The 1,051-nt window shown below is 62.4% G+C and carries 1 protein-coding gene and 1 pseudogene; one reads left to right on the top strand and one right to left on the bottom strand.

Features of this window, described 5'->3' with window-relative positions:
- Positions 1-303: hypothetical protein (locus QO011_RS42495; RefSeq protein WP_307286779.1), on the top strand; the 303-nt coding region annotated here is incomplete at its 5' end.
- Between the two features lie 477 nt (positions 304-780).
- Here QO011_RS42495 and QO011_RS42490 read toward each other — a convergent pair.
- Positions 781-1,051 (bottom strand): annotated as a pseudogene (locus QO011_RS42490) (IS5/IS1182 family transposase); the annotation flags it as partial.

The following is a 1,051-nucleotide window of genomic DNA, read 5'->3' as shown; positions in this document are numbered from 1 at the left end:
CAGCACGCGTCATCGCCTGGTCAGCCTGGCGCCGCGCTCATCAAGCTGGCGCCAAACGCGCGCATCTCAAAAAAATGCAACTGTAGTATTAGTAGCACGATGGGAGATCTCCACGAAATCAAGGTCAACGAGGGCATCGTCCGCGATGCCATCGCCGGCGCCCGCAGCGGCTGGAAGCTGCTCGTCGCTGCCGGCGGCCTGACGACGGCCCTCGGCACCCTGCTGCCCTCGCTGCATGTCAAGCCAGCGCCGAAGAGCCAGCTATATGGACTGGGGGTTGCCAAAGTGAGAGTTTCCAGTTGAAGAGTAGTCGCGTAATGTCATCAAGGGCTGTGACCGCAACCTCGACATCCCTAGCTATTACGAGAGATAGATACATCGCACATTAATTCAATCGCCGACATACCCCTGGGGGGAAGACGTGACAATGATCGAACGCGTGGCGAGAGCGCTTGCCGAACGCGAAGGAAGTTCGCTGCAGTGGCACAAGTACACCGTTGCAGCCTGTACGGCTATCGCGGCAATGCGCGAGCCGACGCCCTTCATGGTCGCCTGCGCGGCGGTTGCATCGGTTCCCGTCGCAGATCCCGACGATATGCGTTTGGCCGTTCAGGCCGCACAGATCGTCGTTCGATTTGCAGACGTTCCCGCCAGCACCCCGGTCCAGGAGGTCGCCGACGCTATCGCAACCATGTGGCCGGCGATGCGGGAAATGATTGCAGCTGCGCTTACGGAGCCATCCGGGGGCGTGTAATTGTCACCGAGCTGGGGGGCATCCCCGGAATGACTGTCATAAGGGTTGCCGGGCAGCGCTTTGACGTGGACGACGAACTGGCCGCCCTTGCAGCGGTTGAGCGGCGTGGCCACGGAGACCTTGACGCCGAACTCGTAGGGCTTGTGCACCTTGCCCTTGCCGATGCACTCCACCTCGGGGGCGTGCAGGGAATAGACCTTCCTGCCCCGCTCGCGCTGGCGCTGGTCCTTGACGCGTCGGGCGAGCGAGAGGGCGAGATCGAAGGGGCCGGCCAATGCCGGTCGATCGGCCAGCTTG

The organism is Labrys wisconsinensis (assembly GCF_030814995.1).
Classification (GTDB): Bacteria; Pseudomonadota; Alphaproteobacteria; order Rhizobiales; family Labraceae; genus Labrys; species Labrys wisconsinensis.
This window is presented reverse-complemented; position numbering and strand designations above follow the sequence as displayed.